General features: G+C 63.4%; 23 protein-coding genes. 14 read left to right on the top strand and 9 right to left on the bottom strand.

Features of this window, described 5'->3' with window-relative positions; translation table 11 throughout:
• The first annotated feature begins 268 nt into the window (after positions 1-268).
• On the top strand, positions 269-1,216 hold the full coding sequence (locus JAO75_RS12890) for an NAD(P)/FAD-dependent oxidoreductase (protein ID WP_199049544.1): 948 nt from the start codon (positions 269-271) through the stop codon (positions 1,214-1,216).
• A 9-nt stretch (positions 1,217-1,225) separates the two neighbouring features.
• Here JAO75_RS12890 and JAO75_RS12885 read toward each other — a convergent pair whose 3' ends face one another.
• Entirely contained in the window at positions 1,226-2,245 is a 1,020-nt protein-coding gene (locus tag JAO75_RS12885) for an alpha/beta hydrolase (protein WP_199049543.1), read from the bottom strand.
• A gap of 176 nt (positions 2,246-2,421) precedes the next feature.
• Here JAO75_RS12885 and JAO75_RS12880 point away from each other — a divergent pair, with 176 nt between their 5' ends.
• Together JAO75_RS12880 and JAO75_RS12875 are read left to right on the top strand one after the other, a co-directional pair.
• A complete protein-coding gene (locus tag JAO75_RS12880) occupies positions 2,422-3,753 on the top strand; it encodes a solute carrier family 23 protein (RefSeq protein WP_199049542.1) in 1,332 nt (443 codons plus the stop codon).
• 177 nt (positions 3,754-3,930) lie between these two features.
• On the top strand, positions 3,931-4,791 hold the full coding sequence (locus JAO75_RS12875; RefSeq protein WP_199049541.1) for an SDR family oxidoreductase: 861 nt from the start codon (positions 3,931-3,933) through the stop codon (positions 4,789-4,791).
• 57 nt (positions 4,792-4,848) lie between these two features.
• Here the strand turns inward: JAO75_RS12875 and JAO75_RS12870 are convergent, their stop codons facing one another.
• The gene (locus JAO75_RS12870) at positions 4,849-5,052 is read right to left on the bottom strand and encodes a hypothetical protein (RefSeq protein ID WP_199049540.1); all 204 of its coding nucleotides are present in this window, start codon (positions 5,050-5,052) and stop codon (positions 4,849-4,851) included.
• A gap of 198 nt (positions 5,053-5,250) precedes the next feature.
• On the opposite strand from JAO75_RS12870, the gene JAO75_RS12865 reads away from it, so the two are divergent.
• Positions 5,251-5,424 (top strand): DUF1328 domain-containing protein, encoded by a 174-nt coding sequence (locus JAO75_RS12865; protein WP_199049539.1) that lies wholly within the window; start codon positions 5,251-5,253, stop codon positions 5,422-5,424.
• 103 nt (positions 5,425-5,527) lie between these two features.
• On the opposite strand, the gene JAO75_RS12860 is transcribed toward JAO75_RS12865, so the two are convergent.
• Together JAO75_RS12860 and JAO75_RS12855 are read right to left on the bottom strand one after the other, a co-directional pair.
• Complete coding sequence (locus JAO75_RS12860) at positions 5,528-6,073, bottom strand: sigma-70 family RNA polymerase sigma factor (protein WP_199049538.1); 546 nt, start codon at positions 6,071-6,073, stop codon at positions 5,528-5,530.
• Positions 6,070-6,291: a NepR family anti-sigma factor gene (locus JAO75_RS12855; RefSeq protein WP_199049537.1), complete on the bottom strand. Its 222-nt coding sequence runs from the start codon at positions 6,289-6,291 to the stop codon at positions 6,070-6,072. The genes JAO75_RS12860 and JAO75_RS12855 overlap by 4 nt, the downstream gene beginning before the upstream one ends.
• Positions 6,292-6,472: 181 nt before the next feature.
• Between JAO75_RS12855 and JAO75_RS12850 the strand changes: the two genes are divergently transcribed.
• The 5 genes from JAO75_RS12850 (at position 6,473) to JAO75_RS12830 (ending at position 10,347) form a co-directional block, all read left to right on the top strand.
• Positions 6,473-7,279, top strand: a complete 807-nt coding sequence (locus tag JAO75_RS12850) for a response regulator (RefSeq protein ID WP_199049536.1) — start codon at positions 6,473-6,475, stop codon at positions 7,277-7,279.
• Between the two features lie 304 nt (positions 7,280-7,583).
• Positions 7,584-8,111, top strand: a complete 528-nt coding sequence (locus tag JAO75_RS12845) for a hypothetical protein (protein WP_199049535.1) — start codon at positions 7,584-7,586, stop codon at positions 8,109-8,111.
• A 353-nt stretch (positions 8,112-8,464) separates the two neighbouring features.
• On the top strand, positions 8,465-9,217 hold the full coding sequence (locus tag JAO75_RS12840) for a PRC-barrel domain-containing protein (protein WP_199049534.1): 753 nt from the start codon (positions 8,465-8,467) through the stop codon (positions 9,215-9,217).
• Positions 9,218-9,531: 314 nt separating this feature from the next.
• Positions 9,532-9,768 carry a hypothetical protein gene (locus tag JAO75_RS12835; RefSeq protein ID WP_199049533.1) on the top strand — a complete coding sequence of 79 codons (237 nt, stop codon included), beginning with the start codon at positions 9,532-9,534 and terminating at the stop codon, positions 9,766-9,768.
• A gap of 66 nt (positions 9,769-9,834) precedes the next feature.
• Entirely contained in the window at positions 9,835-10,347 is a 513-nt protein-coding gene (locus tag JAO75_RS12830) for a hypothetical protein (RefSeq protein ID WP_199049532.1), read from the top strand.
• 77 nt (positions 10,348-10,424) lie between these two features.
• Here the strand turns inward: JAO75_RS12830 and JAO75_RS12825 are convergent, their stop codons facing one another.
• Positions 10,425-10,616 carry a con-10 family general stress protein gene (locus JAO75_RS12825; protein WP_009494027.1) on the bottom strand — a complete coding sequence of 64 codons (192 nt, stop codon included), beginning with the start codon at positions 10,614-10,616 and terminating at the stop codon, positions 10,425-10,427.
• Between the two features lie 429 nt (positions 10,617-11,045).
• Here JAO75_RS12825 and JAO75_RS12820 point away from each other — a divergent pair, with 429 nt between their 5' ends.
• A complete protein-coding gene (locus JAO75_RS12820; RefSeq protein WP_199049531.1) occupies positions 11,046-11,471 on the top strand; it encodes an HIT family protein in 426 nt (141 codons plus the stop codon).
• Positions 11,472-11,607: 136 nt separating this feature from the next.
• Here JAO75_RS12820 and glpK read toward each other — a convergent pair whose 3' ends face one another.
• The 3 genes from glpK to JAO75_RS12805 all read right to left on the bottom strand — a co-directional run bounded on the left by glpK (position 11,608) and on the right by JAO75_RS12805 (position 15,941).
• Positions 11,608-13,104 (bottom strand): glycerol kinase GlpK, encoded by a 1,497-nt coding sequence (glpK, locus tag JAO75_RS12815; protein WP_199049530.1) that lies wholly within the window; start codon positions 13,102-13,104, stop codon positions 11,608-11,610.
• A gap of 25 nt (positions 13,105-13,129) precedes the next feature.
• On the bottom strand, positions 13,130-14,650 hold the full coding sequence (glpD, locus tag JAO75_RS12810; RefSeq protein ID WP_199049529.1) for a glycerol-3-phosphate dehydrogenase: 1,521 nt from the start codon (positions 14,648-14,650) through the stop codon (positions 13,130-13,132).
• Positions 14,651-14,738: 88 nt separating this feature from the next.
• Positions 14,739-15,941 carry an MFS transporter gene (locus JAO75_RS12805; RefSeq protein WP_199049528.1) on the bottom strand — a complete coding sequence of 401 codons (1,203 nt, stop codon included), beginning with the start codon at positions 15,939-15,941 and terminating at the stop codon, positions 14,739-14,741.
• 271 nt (positions 15,942-16,212) lie between these two features.
• Between JAO75_RS12805 and JAO75_RS12800 the strand changes: the two genes are divergently transcribed.
• The 4 genes from JAO75_RS12800 to JAO75_RS12785 all read left to right on the top strand — a co-directional run bounded on the left by JAO75_RS12800 (position 16,213) and on the right by JAO75_RS12785 (position 21,216).
• Positions 16,213-17,283 (top strand): M10 family metallopeptidase, encoded by a 1,071-nt coding sequence (locus JAO75_RS12800; protein ID WP_199049527.1) that lies wholly within the window; start codon positions 16,213-16,215, stop codon positions 17,281-17,283.
• Positions 17,280-18,041 (top strand): calcium-binding protein, encoded by a 762-nt coding sequence (locus JAO75_RS12795; RefSeq protein ID WP_199049561.1) that lies wholly within the window; start codon positions 17,280-17,282, stop codon positions 18,039-18,041. The genes JAO75_RS12800 and JAO75_RS12795 overlap by 4 nt, the downstream gene beginning before the upstream one ends.
• Before the next feature lie 307 nt (positions 18,042-18,348).
• Positions 18,349-19,863 (top strand): DEAD/DEAH box helicase, encoded by a 1,515-nt coding sequence (locus JAO75_RS12790; protein ID WP_199049526.1) that lies wholly within the window; start codon positions 18,349-18,351, stop codon positions 19,861-19,863.
• Between the two features lie 108 nt (positions 19,864-19,971).
• Positions 19,972-21,216, top strand: a complete 1,245-nt coding sequence (locus tag JAO75_RS12785) for a DUF763 domain-containing protein (protein ID WP_199049525.1) — start codon at positions 19,972-19,974, stop codon at positions 21,214-21,216.
• Here the strand turns inward: JAO75_RS12785 and JAO75_RS12780 are convergent.
• Positions 21,213-22,160 (bottom strand): acetamidase/formamidase family protein, encoded by a 948-nt coding sequence (locus JAO75_RS12780; protein WP_199049524.1) that lies wholly within the window; start codon positions 22,158-22,160, stop codon positions 21,213-21,215. The genes JAO75_RS12785 and JAO75_RS12780 overlap by 4 nt on opposite strands.
• Positions 22,161-22,164 lie beyond the last annotated feature (4 nt).

The raw sequence follows: 22,164 nt of genomic DNA, 5'->3' as shown, positions 1-22,164 counted from the left end.
AACGATATAACATTAATTGACGTAACGTCAACGGCCCTAGGGGTGAAAGGTTCCCTTTAGTCGTCGGGACTCCTCCCTTTTCGCCTCCGAGGTCTCACTCCGTTATCCCACACCCAGGGTTCAAAGATCGGTTTTTGGCAAAACGAAGCCAAATGTATCCGTCGTGGTCGGCCTTTAGACGCGTCATGCTGCAATGCCTGAAGCCACCTCGATCTTTTCCCGCCCTCGCGTGTTGTGACTCCTGCATGCACAGGAGCACCGGAGAGGAATGGCGGTTAACGGGGATATTCTGGATTGCCTGATCGTTGGCGGGGGGCCGGCGGGGCTGACGACGGCTTTGTACCTGGCCCGTTTCAAGCGCCGCTTCGTGGTGGTGGATAGCGGCACGCCTCGGGCGGCCTGGATCCCGACGAGTCATAACATCCCCATGTTCGCGGAAGGGATCTCGGGCAAGGACCTCCTGGCCCGGGCCCGGGCCAATCTCGAGCAGTATGGAGACTGCATTCTGCCCGGGCGGGTGACGGGTTTGCGCAAGCAACCGGACCGCTTCATCGCCGTGGTGGAGGACAACGAGGGCGGCACCAGCCAGATCGCCGCCCGCCGGGTTGTGCTTGCCACGGGGGCGGTGGACATCGAGCCCGACCTGCCAGACGTGCCGAACGCCGTGCAGCGCGGCCTCGTCCGCTATTGCCCGATCTGCGACGGCTATGAGTCCCGCGACCAGAAGATCGCCGTCATCGCCTATGGCGCCCACGGCATCGGGGAGGCTGTCTTCATCGCCCGCACTTATTCCAGGGACGTGACCTTGCTGACCTTGGGGCAGCATCTGGACCTCGACGCCGAGCAGCAGGGGAGGCTCGACGAGCATGGGATCAAGGTGGTCGAGGCCCCGGTCGAGGCCCTCTCCATGGACAAGGACCGGATCTCCGCCGTGAACGTGGCCGGCAAGGAGCACCGCTTCGACGTGCTCTACTCGGCGCTTGGCCTCAATTACCGCTCGGATCTCGCCCTTGCCCTCGGAGCCGAGCACGACCCGTCGGGCAGCCTGATCGTCGACAGCCACTGCCAGACCAGCGTCAAGGGCCTCTACGCGGCCGGCGACATCGTGCGCGGCATCGACCAGATCGTGGTCGGCATGGGCCATGCGGCCTTCGCCGCAACCCACATCCACAACCATTGCGAATTGCCCACCGAGGACGAGCCCGGCGGGGCTTGAGCGCCGGTCTTAAGTGAGCGCCTTCGCCAGCAGCGGCAGGCTGATGTCCATGCGGTAGTCGACGGAGGAATGGTCGTCGTGGAATTCCTCATAGATATGGGGAATGCCCGCGTCCTCGAGCTTCCGGCGCATGATCCGTGAGCCATAGACCATGTTGTATTGATCGATGTCGCCGCAATCGATGTAGAAGGCCTTGAGCTTGCGCAGGTTTTCCTGGTGCTGCGGGTCGTCCACCATGCGCAGCGGGTCCCAGCCGAGCCAGTTGGCCCAGCGCTCCTCGATGATCTCGCAGGTCTCCATGTCGACCGGCAGGCGGATGCCGCAGAACCGGCTCGGGTCAGGGTCGAAGCTCGCCGCCTGGGCGAGCAGCATCAGGGTGTGCCAGTCCTTGTCCTTCGCCTTGGGGCCCGCCTCGAACTTGGCGAGGAACTTCTCGATGGACATGTCGTGTTCCACCAGGTGGCGGAGCGTGCCGGCGAACTCGCCCAGGTGATAGAGGTACTCGAAGCCCACATCGCCCGAATGCGAGGCTGCGGCCGACCAGATGGAGCCGCCATGCCGCAGGGCGTGGACCATGCTGCCAAAGCCGCCCGAGCTCTTGCCGAACACGCCCCGGCGGCCGCCGCCGCCGCAGCCGAAGCGCTCTTCGACGAGGGGGAGCATCTCGCGGATCAGGAAGGTCTCCCAAAGACCCATGGCGGCGCTGTCTACATACTGGTTGCCGCCGAGGCGCGTGAAGCAATCCGGGAAAGCCACCGCGACGGGAGGCATGGCGCCCGTGCCGATGAGGCGGTCGAGGCGCTCGGGCACGTTCTCGCCGTAGTTCTTCCAGTTGGTGTGAGCGGGACCGCCGGCCGTGTAGCCGACGAGGTCGACGAGGAGGGGAAGTCCGCGGCCGTCATGGCCTGCGGGCACGTAGACATCCACCCGGCGCCGGGACGGATCGCCGAGAAGGTTGCCCTTCAAGCATTGGCTGTCGATCCAAAGGCTGTGCACCGTGCCAGCCGGCACGTCCTGGTTCCTGCGCATCGTTATCCCCTGTCAGGTCAATCGCCCAAGATGTGACTGCCAAAACGGCGCTTGTCCAGAATCCCGGCCTTCGCGCCGGTTAATAAGTGCCTATTCCACCTAGCCATTCCACAGGCTGCGGGGCTACGGTGCAGCCCCAGGTGTCGGACAATGATGTCATACTTGGGGGTGCAACAATGAGCGATGGTTTCCTGCCGCGGTGGAGCCTGAAGACCGAAGGGGTCGTCATGCCGGACGAGCGGCTGCCGACCGGCCAGATGGTGGTCGTCGGCCTGCAGCACGTGGTCGCCATGTTCGGCGCGACCGTGCTGGCGCCGATCCTGATGGGTTTCGATCCGAACGTCTCGATCCTGTTCTCCGGCATCGCGACGCTGATCTTCTTCCTCGTGGTCGGCGGCCGGGTGCCGAGCTATCTGGGTTCGAGCTTTGCCTTCATCGGTCCCGTCCTCGTCGCCACCGGGGCGAGCGTGGGCAGCCCCAATCCCAACATCCCCCTGGCGCTCGGCGGCATCATCGCGGCCGGTGCGCTCTACTTCCTCATCGGCCTCGTGGTGCAGCTGGCGGGGCACCGCTGGATCGAACGGCTCATGCCGCCGGTGGTGACCGGCGCCATCGTGGCCGCCATCGGCCTCGTGCTCGCGCCGATCGCGATCAACAGCGCCTCCGGCGTCACGCCCGACAACCAGAACGGCAGCGACTTCGCCCGCTGGATCGCACTCGCCACCGTCGTGGCGGTCGGCCTTGTGGCGGTCTATGCGCCCGGCATGTGGCGCCGCCTGCCGGTGCTGGTCGGCGGAGCGCTCGGCTACCTGATCTACTTCATCTGCGCCAATGTCCTGGGCCTCGGCCAGCCCATCGACTTCGCCAAGATAGGCGCGGCGGACTGGTTCGGCCTGCCGTCCTTCCAGAGCCCGGTCTTCGACATGCGCGCCATCAGCCTGATCGCCCCGGTGGCGGTGATCCTGGTGGCCGAGAACCTTGGGCACATCAAGGCCATCGGCGCCATGACGGGCCGCAACCTCGACCCCTATCTCGGCCGCGCCTTCATGGGCGACGGCGTCGCCACCATGCTGTCGGGTGCCGCCGGCGGCACGGGCATGACGACCTATGCCGAGAACATGGGCGTGATGGCCGTGACCCGCATCTACTCGACGCTGGTCTTCCTCATCGCCGCGGCCTTCGCGCTGCTGCTCGGCCTGTCGCCTAAGTTCGGCGCCTTCATCGGCACGATCCCGGGCCCCGTGCTCGGCGGTCTCTCCATCGTGGTCTTCGGTCTCATCGCCGCGACGGCCGGCCGGATCTGGGTGGAGAACCGGGTCGATTTTTCGAACCCGCGCAACCTGATCACGGTTGCGGTGGCGTTGGTTCTGGGCGCCGGCAACTTCAAGCTGAACGTGGCCGGCTTCACGCTCGACGGCATCGGGACGGCGACCTTCGGGGCCATCATCCTCTACCACCTCTTGAGCATGGCGCCCGGCATGACCGACCGCACCGAGACGGTGCACTAGGGCATCAGACCCAAAAGTGGATTTGCACTTTTGGGATCAATCCGATGCGTTGACATTGTCTTTCCAGGAACACGCTTTTCGAGCCCGCGTTGAGCTTCAACGCGGGCTTCGTCGTTCAAGCCGCCCTGTTTTTGGCCGGCAGGAGGTCCGCATCCGTTCCGCACAAGGGATGACAGCATGAGCTCCGACGAGAAACAGACCCTGCCGCCCCAGGTGCAGGACCAGCAGCCCGGTCATGAGACCGAGATGAACCCGCGGCCCGATTACGAGCCGCGCTACCCGGGCAGCAACCGGCTGCAGGGCAAGGTCGCGCTCATCACCGGCGGTGACAGCGGCATCGGGCGGTCGACGGCCGTTCTGTTCGCCCGCGAGGGCGCCAATCTCGCGATCATGTATCTGAACGAGAGCGAGGACGCGCAGGAGACGAAGCGGCTCGTGGAGAGGGAAGGGCGCTCGTGCCTGACCATTGCAGGCGACGTGGGCGATCCCGGCTTCTGCCGCTCGGCCGTCGACCAGGTGATCCAGCGCTTCGGCAAGCTCGACGTGCTGGTCAATAATGCCGCCGAGCAGCACCCGAAGAAGGAGATCGAGGAGATCTCGCCCGAGCAGATCGCCCGCACCTTCCGCACCAACATCTTCGGCTATTTCTACATGGTGCAGGCGGCCATGCCCCATCTGAAGAAAGGCGCCGCCATCGTCAACACCACGTCGGTGACAGCCTATCGCGGCAGCTCGGAGCTTCTCGACTACAGCGCCACCAAGGGCGCCATCGTGGCCTTCACGCGGTCCCTGGCGCAGAAGCTTGCGGGTGACGGCATCCGCGTCAACGGCGTGGCGCCGGGGCCGATCTGGACGCCGCTGATCCCCTCGACCTTCCCGGCCGAGAAGGTGAAGCAGTTCGGGGCCAACACGCCCATGAAGCGCCCGGGCCAACCGAACGAGGTGGCGCCCTGCTATCTGTTCCTGGCGTGCGCGGATTCCTCCTACATCACCGGCACGGTCCTGCACCCAAACGGCGGCGACCCGACGGAGGCATGAAACGAAAAGGGCGGCTCTTTCGAGCCGCCCGACCTTCATGAAGCCGTGCAGGAAAAATCAGCGCCTGCGGCGCACGCGCACCGGAACCGGGCTGGGCGAAGGGGTGGCCAGAACGAAGAGCAGCATGACGGCCGAGAGGGAGCCGCCGATCAGAAACAGAACTTCCGCGATCTCAACCTGAGAAGCCGCACCGGTGATCGCTGCAAAGACAGTAAGAACCGCAAAGATGAAAAGCGAACGAAGGGCAACCGAACGATTCATTGGCCATCTCTCCCAAGTGTTTTGGAAAACGTGTGGGGATAAGTCGGGTTCCATGCGAATAAAAGCCTGAAGGATTACTTTTGAACGACTGATGAACGGGCTTGGCGACTGCCCTCGATGCGGAACCTTACAGTTGCGCTTGGCGTTGTTTGAGCATCGTCGGCTTACGGTCGATTGTCATGTTAGCGAGGTAACATCATGCTCGGTTGGGCAGTCACTTTTCTCATCATCGCTCTCGTCGCGGCTCTGTTCGGCTTCGGGGGCATCGCCGGCACCGCGGTCGAGATCGCGAAGCTGATCTTCTTCGTGGCGATCGTTTTGTTCGCCATCTCCGCCGTGATCGGCCTGCTCCGCGGGCGCAACCCGATGTGACGCCGCTGCGGCAGATCAATTAACCCGAACGCCGCCTCCCAGAGGCGGCGTTTGCCGTTCGAGGTGGGTTGAGCAGAAGGGTTGTGGGAAGAGGTCTGGCCGCTCAGCCCTGGAGGGCGGCTCGGGTCATGCTGTCGGGGCCGAGATCCTCGATGTCATCGACGTTGAGTAGGGATGCCAGGCGTATGCGCGCCCGGTTCACGCGACTCTTGATGGTGCCGACGGCGCAGTCGCAGATGTTAGCGGCCTCTTCATAGGAAAAGCCCGATGCTCCCACCAGAAGAAGGGCTTCGCGCTGGTCGGAGGGAAGCTGGGACAGGGCGCTGCGGAAGTCCTCGAAATCCAGGTGAGCGCCTTGCTCGGGCTGTACCCTCAGCCGTCCGGCATAGGATCCGTCGGGATCCTCGACCTCACGGCGCCGCTTTCGGTATTCCGAGTGAAAGAGGTTGCGCAGGATGGTGAAGAGCCAAGCGTTCAGGTTCGTGCCGGGTTCGAAGCGATGCAGATTGGAGAGGGCTCGCAGGAGCGTGTCCTGGACAAGGTCGTCGGCCCTGTCGACCTGGCCCGAGAGCGAGATGGCGAAGGCGCGAAGCCCCGGAACCGCTGCGAGAAGAGCCTCCCGTAACTCGGGGTCCGGCTCCTGACTCATTGAGACCCGCCTTTTTGCCCATTCTTGTCCAACTGCTCGAGCAGATCTCTGAAGCGGTCCGGAACGGGCTGCTGCATGAGCTCGTCGTACATGGCGCGGAGTTGGTCGCCGATGCGTTTCTGGCTGCCGCTGTCGAGCTTAGGATCGGTTGCAAGCTTTCCGCCCGGGCCATTGTCGCGACTGGCACGAGCGAGCTTGTTCCCCTTTTCAACCGTCATATTCGTCCCCTTGCCATCCCAAATCAGCGGGGGTGGCCAACCTTGGCAGTATCCATATATTTGTTATCGAGCAATAACGCTCATTACCGCGACCGGTTCCCGTCAGTGGAACTTTTGCAGCTTTGCCGCGTTGAACGAACCATCGGTACAACGAGTCAAAAGCACAGTTAAGGGGAAGCGAATGTCGACAGCGCAGCTTGTCGTCCAGCACTTACCATACCTTCGTCGCTACGCGCGCGCTCTGACAGGCAGCCAGATGGCCGGGGACGCCTATGTGGCGGCGACCCTCGAGACGCTGGTGAGCGAGCCTGAGACCATCGGTCCATCCGGGAACGTAAAGGTCGAGCTCTTCCAGGTCTTCACGCGCATCTGGAATTCCTTGTCGGTGAACGGCCGGAGCGAACAGATCCAGCGCGATCTGCCGGCGGAGGTCCGCCTCGGTCAGATCACGCCGCTTCCCCGTCAGGCCTTCCTTCTCTCCTGCCTCGAAGGCTTCGGCGAGGAGGAGGTCGGCCAGATCCTCGACGTGGATACACGCACCGTGCGTGACCTCGTCGACGAAGCCGGCCGCGAGCTCGCGGCCGATATGGCGACCGACATCCTCATCATCGAGGACGAGCCTCTGATCGCCATGGACCTCGAATCCCTCGTCGAGGGGCTAGGCCACAACGTCACCGGTGTGGCGCGCACACGGACGGAGGCCGTCAAGCTGGCCGCCGCCAAGCAGCCCGGCCTGATCCTCGCCGACATCCAGCTTGCGGACGGCAGCTCCGGCCTCGATGCCGTGAACGACCTTCTCAAATCCTTCGAGGTTCCGGTGATCTTCATCACCGCCTATCCGGAGCGGTTCCTGACCGGCGAGCGGCCCGAACCGGCCTTCCTGATCGCCAAGCCATTCCAGCCTGCGAACGTGTCTGCCGTCATCAGCCAGGCGCTGTTCTTCCAGCAGAGCGCCCGCCGGCGCGAGGCGCGCGCTGCTACGGCATAAGCTTCAGACGGATACCAGCCTGAATAGTAATAGCCCGGCTTAACAGCCGGGCTATTCTTTTGTTTGCATGTATTGGGCACAAAAAAAGACGGGCTCTGAAGCCCGTCTAAGGTGCCGGCCAATGCACAAGGGGAATGCGGGGAGGACCAGGAGGCCGGTGCTTAAAGAACGCCCTATCGAAAACAAAGGTTCCAGGCTTTTTATCCCTCTTTTTATTCTTCTCTCCTACGGAAGGATGCAGGAACATCAAAGATGTCGTCGCGTTGAATTCTGAAACGCTGAGGTTCAAGATCAGGAGAGAGGGATGTTCCGTATCCCCGTGGCGCTGGTGGGACTGGCTGGAATTTTCTTCGTTGCGGGAAGCTTCGTGCCCGCGTCCTTCAACATGTCTCCACAGGCGCAATCCGAGGTTCTGGCCGACGCCGCGCTGCCCCAGCATAGGGGCGCTTCGAAAGGGGATCGCATGATGGCCCCCGCTCCGAGCGCAAATCCGGCGACTGTGTCGATCGTCGAACTCGTCGGCGTCGCCCGGGCGACGGTAATCCTTCGCGACCGTGACGGGAAGCTTCTGTACAAGTCCGACCCTCATTCGGGGACCACCATCTACGCCCGCGACACGGATCTGCCGGTCCTCACTCTCAAGGAAGGCGCGCGGACGCCCGCGACCCAGCACCCCGTCAGCCGGCAGGAGGGCAACGAGGCTCCCAACGAGCAGAAGCAGAAGACGCGCAAGCCCGTCGGCTGCCTCGGCGACGTCAGCCCCCTGGCCAAGGCCAGCGCCGACAGGATGCCGAGCCTCTGCCTGGCGCTTCTTCAGCAATCCCTATCCTAATGGTTGCGGAAAGGCCGCGCCGGCGCATAGACGCCGCCGCTCATAGGACAGGCATCATTCGAGAGCGGAGGGATCTCACAAAGTTCGTCGCCAAGTTCATGCGGGAACCAAATCCCATGGCAAAGGTTCCTATAGTTGGACTTGGAGTTGCTGTTTTCTCACAAGAGGCGGCAGAGAAGTTTTTCTGTTTCTAAAAATATTAACAAGTATTCATCTTGCGCTGGAATGTTGATTCGGGTGCTTGCGTTGCCTTGAGTAAGTCATAGTTCGGAACGGTTGCTCATGCTGGGCGTTTAGCCCTCGCGCACTTTGGCGCATAACGCGATCTAATGTACCCTCAGGAGAAATAAGCAATGCTGAAGAAGCATATGGCAGCTTGCCTTGTAGTGACGGCTTTCGCGGCTGCGCCCGCCCTTGCACAGACCTCCACCACCCCTTCGGCCCCGACGGACCGTCCGGCCGCCTCGGGCACCGGCACCACCACGACCGGCTCCCCGGCCATGCAGCCCGGCGCCTCCGGCTCCTCGACGATGATGAACCAGTCCTCGTCGACCATGAGCCAGAGCGGCGGCATGCAGGGTCAGTTCATGACCAAGATGGAAGCCAATCAGATGATGGCCTCCGACCTGATCGGCACCCGCGTGGTCGGTGCCAACAACGAGTCGATCGGCGACATCAACGATGTGATCGTGGACCGTAACGGCCAGATCATGGCGGCCGTGGTCGGCGTCGGCGGCTTCCTGGGCATCGGCGAGAAGGATGTGGCCGTTCCGTTCAACGCTCTCGAGTTCATGAACGCCCAGCAGGCTCAGGCCATGAGCAGCAACAACGCCGGCGGCAACAATGTCGCGACGACGGGCTCGACCACGGCGACCGGCACCACGACCGCCACGGGCAATGCTGCCACGACAGGCGCAGGCACGGCCGGAACGTCCAACATGACGGCCAGCAACACCAATGCCTCGAGCAACAACCAGCCCGAGCGCGTGATGCTGCGCATGACGAAGGATCAGCTTCAGGCCGCCCCGGCCTTCGACGAGGATGGCGACAACTCGAGCACCGGTTCCGCCGGCCAGTCGGGCACCACGACTGCTCCGAAGCCGTAATCTTTAATCGGTCGAGAGACGATGCGGCGCTTGGGGAAACCCAAGCGCCGTTTTCATGTTTGCGGGCGCGCCCAGGTGCAGGTCAAAATAAAAGGCGCAGCCGATGGCTGCGCCTCAAAGGTGCCAGTCCAAGGGGGCATTCGGACCGGTTATGGGCATAACGACGGCCGGACATTCCAGTTCCCGCCGACATCGAAAAAAATTTCGCCGCCCGGTCGAGCCGGAGCCGGTCCGGAGCCTCCGGACTTGTTGACGCATAAGGAACCGGGGTTCCGGGCATACGTTGCCGTTTCAAGGAAGATGCGGAGGACGCCATGACTGCAACGAATGAGCTGGATGCCGTTTTGTGCCAGGAGGAACTGGCGGACGAGTTCTCCCGGCTGACCTCGAGTTCCCCTGCCGGGGACAAGCCTTCGGTGGCGTCCATGCTCAGCGGCATCATCCTGGTGTGTCACCAGGACGAGGTGACCTGCCCCCTGATGCTGAGGCGGCATCTCGTCGTTCCGGCCTGGCCCCATGTGCTGCCGACCGGGGGAAGCCCCGGGATCTGAATGATCGGCACTTCAAGGTTTTTGTTTATGGTTGAAGCTCTGTCATTTCCGTCCGCAATTGGCCCGGTGGCAATTCTGCTCCATCCGAGCACCGTGCCGGTCATCGACGTGTTCCGTTCCTTGAACCGTCTCGAAGACCAGTACGATCTGGCCATGCTCGACGGCCCGGAGCAGGCGCTGGCCGCCTACACGCAGCCCGAGACCGCGAAGGGGATCGTTTCGGACGCGCTCCTTCTCGCCTTCGCCCTGACCCGTCAGCGCGGGCGCCCGTTCGTCCACAGGCCTGTGGGATCAAGGCATGGAAGCCTGGATGAATACTGCCTTCTGACGCTGATCGGAGCCTCGCGCGATCACGCCTCGGGGGTGGCTCTCGAGGCGGCCCGCCACCTCGATATCGTGTCTCTGGATTTCATGTCCGCCCTGGCAGGCGATCTGGTCCGGCAGATCGATCTCGGCGCCGTGGCGTTCGAGGTTCCAAGCCTCGCCGAACTTCGGGCCATCATAGGGAGTGGTGCGGCCGAGGAGGTTCTGGTCGAGGCTGCCCTGGCCCGCGCCGAGTTCAACTTTAGGCATCAGTAATTCTGGATTTTTAATTATTGCTGCAAAGTAAAGGGGCCGCTGAGCGGCCCCTTTGATTGTTGCAACCGATGAAATAATTATTCCTGATTGCCGCGCGTATTGCCCGAGGCCTGACCGCCTTTGCGGCCGGCTTCCGAGGCGAGTTCGCGATCCTGCGAGAAGGACCGCTTCTCGGCGGGAACGCTCTTTCCGCCCTTGCTGGCGATCTCACGCTGCCGGTCGGAGTCCATCGACGCGAAGCCACGCTTCGAGGTCGAACCACCTGCCATTTATGCCTCCTAATCGAGTGGTGTTCGTGCATCATCAACCGCTCGCGGATTCGATGGTTCCGGTTGGGAAGGGCCAACCTTTGCAAAAAATTTTACGAAATTATTCAGTTGTCACGATTTGTCGCGCCTCATCCAAATGTTGGGACGGGCGAAACAAGGCAACATCTTGTCGGTAGGAATAAGAGCCAAGAAGGTACTTACCTCGATACAAGGAAAAATCGGCCTCTATATTTGCCAATAGGCGGGTCATCGAGAGTAAGTCATGGATGCCTGAATATTCGGGCGAAAACCCCTGCCTGAAAACAAGTTAACCGGGAACCTGCAAGGATGCGCGCTGGAGAGGTGGCGATCCGGCTGCCCGCACCGGTATAAGAGACGGAGCGCTGAGAGCGAGCGCTCCTGACGAAATGGCGGAGGATGGAAGACAGGATGACCTACGACGACAACAACGTGTTCGCGAAGATCCTTCGCGGCGAGCTGCCGTGCCACAAGGTTTACGAGACGGACCGGATCCTGGCCTTCATGGATGTCATGCCCCGCGGCGACGGCCATGTTCTGGTCATCCCCAAGGCGAAGGCCCGCAACCTCCTCGACATCGCGCCCGACGACCTCGCGGAACTCGCGAAGGCCGTGCAGATCGTGGGTAAGGCGGCCAAGAGCGCGCTGGCAGCCGATGGCCTGACGATCCAGCAGTTCAACGAGAGCGCGGGCGGGCAGGTGGTGTTCCACATCCATTTCCACGTGATCCCCCGCTTCGACGGCGTGGCGCTCAAACCCCATACGGGCCAGATGGAGAAGCCCGAGGTGCTGGCGGAGCTGGCTTCCAGGATCCGTGCCGCGCTGCAAGACTCGTGATCTGCCGGGTCCGCAGATCGCCCCCACGTCGTCACCGGCCTTGTGCCGGTGATCTCGATTTGTGAGGCACCGCGCTTGTCTGATTGGGAGGGCCGGCACAAGGCCGGCCATGACGTGGAGGATGCAATCCTCTGAATCAGTCAGCCCAATCGAGTGAGCGCGAAACGGCCTTGTTCCAGAGGGCGTTCAGGCGCTCGCGCCGTGAGGCCTCCATGGCGGGCGTCCAGCGCTTGTCTACGGCCCAGTTGCGCACCAGCTCGTCCGTGCCGCTCCAGAAGCCCGTCGCTAGGCCGGCCGCATAGGCGGCGCCGAGGGCCGTGGTCTCGATTACTTTCGGGCGCACCACCGGCACGTCCAGGATGTCCGCCTGGAACTGCATCATCAGCTCGTTGACCACCATGCCGCCGTCCGTGCGCAGCTCCGTGGCCGTGATGCCGGTGTCCTTGGTCATGGCGTCCAGCACCTCGCGGGTCTGGAAGGCCGTGGCCTCCAGCGCCGCGCGGGCGATATGCGCCTTGGTGGCATAGCGGGTGAGCCCGCCGATCAGCCCGCGGGCGTGGGAGTTCCAATGCGGCGCGTAGAGGCCCGAGAAGGCCGGCACGATGGTCACGCCGCCATTGTCCTCGACGCTGCGGGCGAGCGTTTCCACATCGGAGCTCTTCTCGATCATGCCGAGATTGTCGCGCAGCCACTGCACCAGGGCGCCGGCAATCGCGATGGAGCCCTCCAGGGCATAGACGGTCTTCGCTTGCCCGAAGCGGTAGCCCACCGTGGTGAGGAGGCCGCATTTCGACGGGTAGGGGGTCTCGCCGGTGTTCATCAGCATGAAGCAGCCGGTGCCATAGGTGTTCTTGGCCTCGCCCTGCTTAAAGCAGGCCTGGCCCACAAGCGCCGCCTGCTGGTCGCCGAGGATGCCGGCAATCGGCACGCCCGCCAGGTTGTCCACGGCCTCGCCGTAGACCTCGCTCGACGAGCAGATCTGCGGCAGGCACGCACGCGGGATGTTGAAGAGGCTCAGGATCTCCGCGTCCCAATCCAGGCTCGCCAGGTTCATGAGCTGGGTGCGGCTGGCATTGGTCACGTCGGTGATGTGGCGGCCGCCATCGACGCCGCCGGTCAGGTTCCAGACCAGCCAGGTGTCGATATTGCCGAACAGCACATCGCCGGCCTGGGCCTTCTCCCGGGCGCCGGGCACATTGTCGAGAAGCCAGCGCAGCTTGAGGCCCGAGAAGTAGCTCGCCAGCGGCAGGCCGGTCTTGTCGCGCAGGCGGTCATGGCCGCCGTCGCGGGCGAACTCCTCGACGATGGAATCGACGCGGGTGTCCTGCCAGACGAGGGCGTTGTGGAGAGGCTTGCCGGTGCGCCGGTCCCAGATCAGCGTCGTCTCGCGCTGGTTGGTGATGCCGATGGCGGCGAGATCCTGGGGCTTCAGCCCTTTCTTCGCCAGCGCCTCCTGGATCACCGCTTGCGTGTTGCGCCAGATCTCGAGCGGATCGTGCTCCACATAGCCCGGCTTGGGGTAGATCTGCTCGTGCTCCTTCTGGCCGACCGAGACGATGCTCCCGGCCTTGTCGAACACGATGAAGCGCGAGCTGGTCGTGCCCTGATCGATGGCACCGACGTATTGAGCCATGACTTTCCCCAATTTGCCCCAAACCTTATTGAGCTGCGACGGCCGCCGCTTTGGTCCTGGCCAAGTAGGCATCGATCTTGGCCGGAGCGTCAACCGGCACATGCAGCCCGAGCTTGGAGCGGCGCCAGAGGATGTCCTCGGCACTGCGTGCCCATTCGCGGCGCACTAGGTAGTCGACTTCCGCGGCGGTCAGCCCGGCGCCGAAATCCTCGCCGAGATCGGCCATGGATTTGGCGGAGCCCAAAAGCTCCTCGATCCGCGTGCCGTAGGCGCGCGCGAGGCGGTGGGCGAGGGGCTCGGGCAGGAAGGGCCAGCGCTGGCGCACGGTGGCGAAGAAGCGGTCGAAGTCCGCATCCGGCATGTCGCCGCCGGGCATCTTGGCCTTCTCCGTCCAGGATGGCTTCATGTTGGGGAAGTAGGCTTTCAGCTCCTCGAGAGCATGCTCCGAGAGCTTGCGGAACGTGGTGATCTTGCCGCCGAAGATCGACAGCACCGGCGCCTGGCCCTGCGGCGCGTCCATGTCGAACACATAGTCGCGGGTGACCGCCGAGGCGTTGGAGGAGCCGTCGTCGAAGAGCGGACGCACGCCGGAATAGGTCCACACCACTTCGGCCGGAGTGACCTCGCGCTTGAAGAAGTGGTTCACCACGTTGCAGAGATACTGGATCTCGTCCGGGGTGATCTCGACCTTCTTGTCCGGCACCGACTCCACGGGGATGTCGGTGGTGCCGATGAGCGTGAACTTCTCCTGGTACGGAATGGCGAAGACGATGCGCTTGTCCGTGTTCTGGAGAATGAAGGCTTCCTTGGTGTCGAAGAGCTTCGGCACCACGATATGGCTGCCCTTCACGAGGCGCACACTCTTGGTGGTGTTCAGGCCGAGCTTGGCGTTGAGCACGTCCGCCACGAAGGGGCCGCCCGCATTGACGATCACTTTGGCGCGCACCTCCTCCGTCTCGCCCGTCTCCACGTTCTGGAGGGTGGCGACCCAGGTCTGGCCGTCGCGGCGGGCGGTGGTGAGCTTGGTGCGCACCCGGATGTCCGCGCCCTTCTCGAAGGCGTCCAGCGCGTTGAGCGCCACCATGCGGCTGTCCTCGACCCAGCAGTCGGAATAGACGAAGGCGGTGTCGAAGCCGGGCTTCAGAGCCTGACCGGCCGGATGCCGGGTGAGCTTGATGCCTTCCGTGCCCGGCAGCTTCTTGCGGGGTGCCAGGTGGTCGTACATGAACAGGCCCAGGCGCACGAACCAGGCCGGGCGGATGCCCTTCTCATGCGGCAGGATGAAGCGCAGGGGCCAGATGATGTGGGGAGCGGATTCGAGCAGGCGCTCGCGCTCGAACAGGGCCTCGCGGACCAGCCGGAACTCGTAATACTCAAGGTAGCGCAACCCGCCGTGGATCAGCTTGGTGGAGGCGGAGGAGGTGTAGCCGGCCAAGTCGCCCTGCTCGCAGAGCACCACCGAGAGGCCCCGGCCCACGGCGTCGCGCGCGATGCCGGCGCCGTTGATGCCGCCGCCTACAATCAGAAGATCGGTCACTGTCGTCACGGAATGCGTCTTTCTCTCAAACCGGGCTGTCCCGGTGCCCTGCACATGGTTTCTTCAGCCGCCTAAGGCAAGCACTTTCTTGCTCTGTTCAGGGCTCCTTCGCCAAGGCGAGGTTTAGCATGAAAGCCACAAGGGAGCCCACGGCCATGACGAGGCAGGCGATCAGCACGGCATCGTAGCTGCCCCACCAGGCCCACAGGGCCCCGAAGGCGAACGGGGCGCCCGCCATGGTGATCCGGACCGGCATGGCGATCATGCCCTGGATGGCCCCGTAATCCTCCCGGCCGAACAGCTCCGGCGGGAGCAGGGCCCGCACGATGGTCAGCATCCCGTTGGAGGCGCCGTAGAGGGCCGCAAAGACCAGGATCAGCCAGGAGCCGGGTGGAATGAAGGGTAGGAGCAGGAAGGCGAGGGCGCTGAGCGCCATGGTGGCGACCCCGATGCCCCGCAGGCTCATGGCCCGCTCGCCGAACCCCGTGAGGAACCGGGCCGCCACCTGGACCGGGCCGATCATGGCATAGGCTGCCACGGCGGCATCCATGGAGAACCCCCGGTCGAGAAAGATCGGGATCAGATGGATCGAGACCCCGGTCGAGATCGTGCCCTGCAGGATGTTGGTGAGCACGAAGAGCCAGAAGGCCGGCTTGGCCAGAACCCGGCGGGGCTTCACGGCAGGGGGCGCGGCCACATGGACATTGCCGGCGGGCTTCGGTCTTGCGGGAGCGGCCGGGATGCCGCCGGCATGGAGCACGGCGCAGATCCCGATGTTCAGGGCCGCCATCACGAGGATCGTATCGCGCCAGCCGTAACGGTCGATGAGCACGTGCAGGAGCGGGATGAACACCGTGCTGGCAAAGCCCGCCACGAGGGTGATGATGGTGATGCCCCGGCGGGCCAGAAGGCCCAGGTTCAACGTGAGGACCGCAAAGCCAGCCTCATAGAACAGGGCGCTCGTGGCGGCCCCGAGACCGAGCCAGATCAGCACGAAAACCGGGTAGCTGTCCGTATAGGCCCAGAGAACGAGGAGGAGAGCGGCCAGTACCGAGCCTCCGGTCATCACCCACCGCCCGTAGCCCCGGTCGATCAGCCGCCCCACGGGCACGGCGAAGAAGGCGGAGGATATGAGGGCGAGCGAGAAGGCGGCGGTGAGCGCCGTCTTCGACCATCCGAGATCCCGCTCCATGGGTTCGATGAGGAGCGCGAAGGCGTAGAACAGCGTCCCGTAGGAGATCAGATGCGTGATCGAGAGGGCCGAGACGACGCGCCAATGCATGGAGCCGGAGGGTGACATTCTTGCTTTATGTCAGGCCTTGCGGTTGACGGATAGGTGCTGGCTCGATCCGTACCCGCCGCACGCGTTTTTATGTGAACATACCGTGCCGATGCCGGCTGCGTCTCTGCCCGAACCGCGCCCTCGGTGAACCGGGACGGCATGAGTTGGATGAGCTTGGGACGAACAGCAGGAATACACATGAAAAGGGTTTGTTTGTGTAGAGAAAATTTATGGTATAACATAAATAATAATGTCAGATTGGAACCGATAGCCTCATATGAGGGTGAGCATGGCGCGTGTTGTTACAGGGATCTATGACGGAACTCGGTCGGGCGATGCTTACATAGACGGGCTCATCTCAGGCTTCCGCTGGCCTGCGGGCACCACGATCACCTATGCATTCCCTACGACGACAAGCTCCTATTCTCCGGACTACAAGGATGGGGAAGAACTCACCTCGAACTTTGCCGGCGTCTCGCTCTTCATGCAGGAAGCTTTCGAAGGCTTCATCCATGGTACTCGGTCTGGCACCAGCAACGCCATGACGCTGTCGCCGATCGAGGGCTTCACCAATCTCAGGTTTGCTAAGCACAACGATCCTGACGCAAGCTCGCTCATTCGGATCGCCTCCAGCTCATTTGTCGATACGGCATGGGCTTATTATCCAGGAGCTGAAATCGAAGGCGATATCTGGTTCGGCCAGAACTTCATGGGCGAGGATCCGTTCGCCACGCCGACCAGCACGACTTACGGGCACGCCGTCGCGATGCATGAACTTGGCCATGCATTGGGTCTCAAGCATCCGTTTGAGATCTACATGCCTGAGGACGTTCTGCTTCCGGGCGACAAAGACGGTTACGAATACACCATCATGGCGTATAGCCAGATGCCGACCATCCCTCCGTCGCTGCATGCGGGTGCAGTCACCTACAGCGGCGGTCATCCTCAAACCTACATGATGCTGGATATCGCAGCCCTGCAGTACCTGTACGGAGCAAACTACGGGTTCCGGGCAGACGACACGGTCTATTCATGGAGCGAGACCACCGGAGAGGCCTTCGTCAACGGCGTTGCGCAAGGCCGCGACGCGAACGGACTTCTGGAAGATGCGAGATCGATCTTCCAAACCTTATGGGATGGCAGCGGCATCGATACATACGATTTGTCGAACTATACGACGAACCTTCAGCTCGATCTGGATCCTGGCGGAAAATCCATCTTTTCGCAGGCGCAGAGAACCCACCTGGGTTGGACCACAAAAGGGGATTACTATGCCGCCAATGTTTACAATGCGCTGCTTCACAAGGGCGATCTGCGCTCGCTGATCGAGAATGCCAAAGGGGGGCGGGCAACGATGTGATCAAAGGCAACGTTGCGGCAAACTATCTCTGGGGCAGGAGCGGCGCCGATCTGCTGGAGGGAAAATCCGGCAACGACCGCATCGATGGAGGCATCGATATCGACACCGCCGTGTTTTCGGGCCGGCGCTCCGATTACATCGTGACCCAAAAGGCCGACGGATCGTTCCTTGTGGCCGACAAGCGGAGCGCGGGTGACGGAACCGATACGGTGACCGATGTCGAAAGCTTCGGGTTCTCAGACCGCACCGTGCGGCTTGTCGATCTGCTTAGTACCAACCCTGCCGAACCCGAAGCCCCTTCGGATCGGATTGTGGTCGGCACGAGGCTCAAGGATGTGCTTACCGGCGGCACCGGAGCCGACAAGCTCAAGGGCGGCTATGGCAACGACGTTCTCACAGGTGGGGCCGGGGCGGACGTGTTCGTATTCAACGCTACCCTGGGCACCTGGCGGACCGACCGGAAGAAGAACTTCGATACCATCACCGACTTCACACCGCGCGAAGACAGGATCTGGCTCGACAACAAGATCTTCAAGAAGCTCGGCAAGGCTGGATCGGAGAGCGCGCCTGCGGCGCTCAAAGGGAAGTTCTTCAAGCTTGGCAAGGCCAAGGACAAGAACGACTACATCGCTTACAACAAGAAGACCGGCGTGGTCTCCTACGACATGGACGGATCGGGCACGAGGTACAAAGCTGTCGAGATGATGAAGATCGCCACCAAGGTCTCGCTTTCCGCCGCCGACTTCCTCGTCGTCTGAATAGCCGAGCCGTGCGCTCACCCGCTCCTCCCGGGGAGAATTAATCCCCTGCAGTAAACTCGTTGACTTTGCCGCGCTCAACCCCCATATGCACAGCAGGCGACGGCGACCGGCATACCGGGCCGCTTGAGCGGGACTGCGTGACGGATAATCGCGATAAGGCGAAGACCCCGGTCCCCTTCTTCAATCGCTCCCTCATAAGATGGCCCCATCACGCGGGCTGTTTCCCAAAGAGCCCAGAAGCGCCTTTGCTTTATCCAAGCCGAACCTGCTTTGCGGCTCACCGCATCCGTTCGAAAGTTACACTTTGACACTCTTCACCGATTTCGGATTGGCCCAGCCGATCCTGAAGGCCCTGACGGCCGAGGGCTATGAGAAGCCCACCCCGATCCAGGCCCAGACCATTCCCTACGCCATGGAAGGCCGCGACGTGTGCGGCATCGCCCAGACCGGCACCGGCAAGACGGCCGCCTTCGCGCTGCCGATCCTGCATCGCCTGTCTGAGAGCCCGAAGCCGCGTAAGCCGAAGAGCCCCCGCGTGCTCGTGCTCAGCCCGACCCGCGAGCTGGCGAGCCAGATCGCCGACAGCTTCAAGGCCTATGGCCGCAACCTGCGTCTCACCACGGAAGTGGTGTTCGGCGGCGTGACCATCTCCCGCCAGGAGAAGGCGCTGGCCAATGGCGTCGACGTGCTCGTCGCCACGCCGGGCCGCTTGATCGACCTCATCGACCGCAGGGCGCTGACCTTGCGCGAGATCGAGATCCTCGTACTCGACGAGGCCGACCAGATGCTCGACCTCGGCTTCATCCATGCGTTGAAGCGCATCGTGACCCTGCTGCCGAAGGAGCGTCAGAGCCTGTTCTTCTCGGCCACCATGCCGAAGACGATCTCGACGCTGGCTGAATCGTTCCTGCGCAACCCGGCCCATGTGGCGGTCACCCCGGTGGCGACGACTGCCGAGCGCGTGGAGCAGAGCGTGATCTTCGTGCAGACCGGCCGCAAGCAGGTTCTGCTCGAGACGCTCCTGCGCGACCCGAGCATCGACCGCGTTCTCGTCTTCACCCGCACCAAGCACGGGGCGGACAAGGTGGTGCGCGGCCTCGACAAGGCCGGCATCGCGGGCGCTGCCATCCACGGCAACAAGTCCCAGCCGCAGCGCGAGCGTGCGCTTGCGGGCTTCCGCGACGGCTCGTGCCGTGTGCTGGTGGCCACCGATATCGCGGCCCGCGGCATCGACGTCGAGGGCGTGTCCCACGTCATCAACTACGACCTGCCGAACGTGCCCGAGTCTTACGTCCACCGCATCGGCCGCACGGCCCGCGCAGGCGCCACGGGTTCCGCGATCTCGTTCTGCAACGACGAGGAGAAGGCCTACCTCAAGGACATCGAGAAGCTGACCCGCCTGAAGGTGCCGGTCATGCCGCTCCCCGAGGGTCTTCCTGCCGGTTCCGCCGTGTCCGAGGCTTCCGAGCCGCGCCGCGAGCAGTCCGGGCGCAACGGTCAGCCGCGGGGCCGCGCAGCTCCGCATGCCCGCGGGCATCAGGGGCATGGCCAACCGCGCAGTGCCGATCCGAATGCCGACCGTGGGCCGAAGCGCCGTCGCGGTCGCGGTGGCAAACCCGCAGGCAACGGTCAGCCGCAGGGCGGCCAGCCGACAGGGAACCAGCAGCGTCCTGCGCAGGGCCAGCGTCCGGCTCAAGGCCAACGGCCTGCGCAGGGTCAACGCCCCGCACAGGCAAAGCCTGCCGCAGCCCGCCAAGATGGCCGCCGCGGAGACGGCGCCCAGGTGGCCTGGCTCGAAAAGAGCCCCCGTCGTCGCTAAGACAGTTTAAGGCGCCTTCGGGCGCCTTTTTCTTGCGCAGTGGTCCACCGTGTTGGTTCATGGCATGAGCCCTGCTGCTACATTCAGGCTTCGAGGAGAGAACGTCCGATGGCCAAGCGCGCCGGAAGCGCCGATCTGCCGCTCCATTCCGGCCATGTGCCGAAATGGCTGGCGGACCGCATGACGCGCCTCGGCGGCGTGGTGAGCGAGGCCATCGTGCATCATTACGGACGCGACGAGCTGCTGCGCCGGCTGGCGCATCCGTTCTGGTTCCAATCCTTCGGCGCGGTGATGGGCATGGACTGGCATTCCTCCGGCATCACCACCAGCGTCATCGGCGCCCTCAAGCGCGGACTGACCCCGCTGTCGCAGGAGCTCGGCATCCATGTCTGCGGCGGACGCGGAAAGCATTCGCGACAGACGCCGCACGAGCTCGTCGCCATTGGCGAGCGCGTGGGCTTCGACGGCGCGGCGCTCGCGCAGGCGAGCCGGCTGGTGGCGAAGGTCGACAGCGCGGCGATCCAGGACGGATTCGATCTCTATCTCCACGGCTTCATCGTCACGGATGACGGCAAATGGGCCGTGGTCCAGCAGGGGATGAACGATGCATCGCGGCTGGCACGCCGCTATCATTGGCTGTCCGAGGATTTGAAGAGCTTCGTCGACGAGCCGCATACGGCGATCGACGGCAAGGCGCAGGGCATCATCGTCAATCTCACCGACCGACGGGCTGCGGCCTCGCGCAAGGCGCAGATCGATCTCCTCGGTTCGCTGGGACCCGACACCATCGCCCGCAAATTCCTGGCGCTTGAAGAGCGCGAGGCGGCGCCGGTCGCGAGCTCGCAGCCGCTGCTGCCGCATCTGGTGATGCCGGAGCATCACGATGTTCGCGCAAAGGACGTGGTGCTGCGACGGCTCCACGGAACCCTCGCGGCCGCGGCCGATCGCGGGCCTGAAGACTTTTCCGATCTCCTGATGACTCCAGGCGTTGGGCCGCGTACCGTCGAGGCGCTTGCCATGGTGGCCGAGGTCGTGCACGGCACGCCCTGCCGCTTCAGCGATCCCGCCCGCTTCTCTCTTGCCCATGGCGGCAAGGATCGGCACCCGTATCCGGTGCCGGTGCGGGTCTATGACGAAACCATTCGCGTGCTGAAATCCGCCGTCCAGAAAGCGAAGCTCGGACAGCAGGAGGAGCTCTTTGCTTTGAAGCGTCTGGATGATCAGGCGCGCGCGCTCGAGCGCCATGCCACCGGCCCGGACGTCGAAGAGCACATCCGTCAGGAGACAGCGAAATCCCATGCGTATGGCGGCCGCTCCATCTTCGGCGAGGAGCCGCCGCCAGAGAATATTTAGCGCTGCGCCTTCTGCAGCAGGCTCTTGTCGAGCATCACGTGGACGCCCTTGTTGCCGTTGACCACCTGGGTGATGCGCAGATCGGCCGCGAGGCTGCACAGGGCATAGGCCTCTGCCTTGGTGATGCCTGTGCGTTCGACGATCAGGTCGATCATGGAGCGCAGCGCGATGACCACGCAATCGTCGAGATCCGGATCGAACGCCATGGTCATGATGTGCGTCTGAGTCTCGGCCATGGGCCAGGTGAGGTGCATGCTCTCGCGCAGATGCAGCTCGAAGGTGCCGATGAGGCCGGTCTCGATGGCCGTGACGCAGACCTCGCCGTCGCCCTGCACGCCATGGCCGTCGCCGACCGAGAATAGGGCTCCATCCACATGGATCGGCAGATAGAGCGTGGTGCCGGCCACCAGCTCCTTGTTGTCGAGATTTCCGCCGTTGCGACGCGGCGGCAGGGTGCTGAGTGCTCCCCAGGCAGCCGGCGGCGCCACGGCCATCACGCCGAAGAAGGGCTTCAAGGGCAGCTCCAGGCCCCAGGGCAGCTTGCCTGTCATCCGCTCGTGATTCAGCGGGATCGTCATGAAATGGATCTCATCGAAATCGTCGGGCAGGGCACCTTTCTGCGGAGCGGAATAGGTGAAGCCCCAGTCGTAATGCAGCTGGATGTCCTTGATGCGGACCTCGAGAACCTGACCGGCCTTGGCGCCGCGCACGGCGACCGGGCCGGTGCAGATGTGGCCCGGCAGCTTCGGCTTGTGAGCCGCATGAATATCCGACAGCGCTTGCGGGATGACAAAGGGCGCCTTCGGCATCGCCTCCGGGCCGCCAGACACGGTCGAGATCGTAACCGTGTCGCCGGAGTTGACCGTAAGGCGGGGGGGAATGCCCGCATCGAAATAACCCCAGTGAACGCTCTCGGGCGACGCATCAATCCGGTATTCGGCCACGAAA

Origin of the sequence: Microvirga splendida (genome assembly GCF_016427565.1) — a bacterium.
Classification (GTDB): Bacteria; Pseudomonadota; Alphaproteobacteria; order Rhizobiales; family Beijerinckiaceae; genus Microvirga; species Microvirga splendida.
Note: the sequence above shows the minus strand (reverse complement) of the source record. Positions and strands in the feature narration are given on the sequence as shown.

Excerpts from the sequence above, each read along its gene's own strand:
- JAO75_RS12890 (WP_199049544.1), top strand. The coding sequence starts at position 269 with ATGGCGGTTAACGGGGATATTCTGGATTGCCTGATCGTTGGCGGGGGG.
- JAO75_RS12885 (WP_199049543.1), bottom strand. The coding sequence starts at position 2,245 with ATGCGCAGGAACCAGGACGTGCCGGCTGGCACGGTGCACAGCCTTTGG.
- JAO75_RS12880 (WP_199049542.1), top strand. The coding sequence starts at position 2,422 with ATGAGCGATGGTTTCCTGCCGCGGTGGAGCCTGAAGACCGAAGGGGTC.
- JAO75_RS12875 (WP_199049541.1), top strand. The coding sequence starts at position 3,931 with ATGAGCTCCGACGAGAAACAGACCCTGCCGCCCCAGGTGCAGGACCAG.
- JAO75_RS12870 (WP_199049540.1), bottom strand. The coding sequence starts at position 5,052 with ATGAATCGTTCGGTTGCCCTTCGTTCGCTTTTCATCTTTGCGGTTCTT.
- JAO75_RS12865 (WP_199049539.1), top strand. The coding sequence starts at position 5,251 with ATGCTCGGTTGGGCAGTCACTTTTCTCATCATCGCTCTCGTCGCGGCT.
- JAO75_RS12860 (WP_199049538.1), bottom strand. The coding sequence starts at position 6,073 with ATGAGTCAGGAGCCGGACCCCGAGTTACGGGAGGCTCTTCTCGCAGCG.
- JAO75_RS12855 (WP_199049537.1), bottom strand. The coding sequence starts at position 6,291 with ATGACGGTTGAAAAGGGGAACAAGCTCGCTCGTGCCAGTCGCGACAAT.
- JAO75_RS12850 (WP_199049536.1), top strand. The coding sequence starts at position 6,473 with ATGTCGACAGCGCAGCTTGTCGTCCAGCACTTACCATACCTTCGTCGC.
- JAO75_RS12845 (WP_199049535.1), top strand. The coding sequence starts at position 7,584 with ATGTTCCGTATCCCCGTGGCGCTGGTGGGACTGGCTGGAATTTTCTTC.
- JAO75_RS12840 (WP_199049534.1), top strand. The coding sequence starts at position 8,465 with ATGCTGAAGAAGCATATGGCAGCTTGCCTTGTAGTGACGGCTTTCGCG.
- JAO75_RS12835 (WP_199049533.1), top strand. The coding sequence starts at position 9,532 with ATGACTGCAACGAATGAGCTGGATGCCGTTTTGTGCCAGGAGGAACTG.
- JAO75_RS12825 (WP_009494027.1), bottom strand. The coding sequence starts at position 10,616 with ATGGCAGGTGGTTCGACCTCGAAGCGTGGCTTCGCGTCGATGGACTCC.
- JAO75_RS12820 (WP_199049531.1), top strand. The coding sequence starts at position 11,046 with ATGACCTACGACGACAACAACGTGTTCGCGAAGATCCTTCGCGGCGAG.
- glpK (WP_199049530.1), bottom strand. The coding sequence starts at position 13,104 with ATGGCTCAATACGTCGGTGCCATCGATCAGGGCACGACCAGCTCGCGC.
- JAO75_RS12805 (WP_199049528.1), bottom strand. The coding sequence starts at position 15,941 with ATGTCACCCTCCGGCTCCATGCATTGGCGCGTCGTCTCGGCCCTCTCG.
- JAO75_RS12800 (WP_199049527.1), top strand. The coding sequence starts at position 16,213 with ATGGCGCGTGTTGTTACAGGGATCTATGACGGAACTCGGTCGGGCGAT.
- JAO75_RS12785 (WP_199049525.1), top strand. The coding sequence starts at position 19,972 with ATGGCCAAGCGCGCCGGAAGCGCCGATCTGCCGCTCCATTCCGGCCAT.